Source organism: Agromyces agglutinans (assembly GCF_009647605.1).
Classification (GTDB): domain Bacteria; phylum Actinomycetota; class Actinomycetes; order Actinomycetales; family Microbacteriaceae; genus Agromyces; species Agromyces agglutinans.
In genome coordinates this window covers 1-542 of the sequence record NZ_WJIF01000023.1, presented here as the reverse complement: position 1 = coordinate 542, position 542 = coordinate 1, and the positions used below count along the sequence as shown (strand labels likewise).

Sequence of the window (542 nt, the reverse complement as noted above, 5' to 3'; positions counted from 1 at the left end):
ACGTTCTGGTAGCGGTCGTAGAGGCGGTCGATCGCGTCGCCCGGGATGGGCACGAGCTCGCCCGCCTCGCGCGCGAGGTGCACGGTGCGTGCGACGTCCTCGACCATGACGGCGGCCTTCACCGCGTCCTTCGCACTCGCACCGATCGTGAACGGACCGTGGTTGCGCATCAGCACGGCGCGCGAGCGGTGCCCGCTGAGCGTCTCGACGATGCCGCGACCGATCGAATCGTCGCCGATGATCGCGAACGGCCCGACCGGGATGTCTCCGCCGAACTCGTCGGCCATCGCGGTGATGACGCACGGGATCGCCTCGCCGCGCGCGGCCCACGCGGTCGCATAGGTCGAATGCGTGTGCACCACGCCGCCGACCTCGGGCATGTGCCGGTACACGTACGCGTGCGCCGCGGTGTCGCTCGAGGGCGACCGATCGGCGCCAGGCGTGCCGTCGATGACGTTGCCGTCGAGGTCGCACAGGATCATGTTCTCGGGCGCGAGCTCGTCGTACGAGACGCCCGACGGCTTGATCACGAACAGGTCGGC

Annotated in this window: 1 protein-coding gene; it reads right to left on the bottom strand. The window is 69.9% G+C overall.

The genetic code is table 11. The features are described from left to right. On the bottom strand, nucleotides 1-542 hold a 542-nt coding region (locus GE115_RS18260), incomplete at both ends, for an L-ribulose-5-phosphate 4-epimerase (RefSeq protein WP_153686182.1).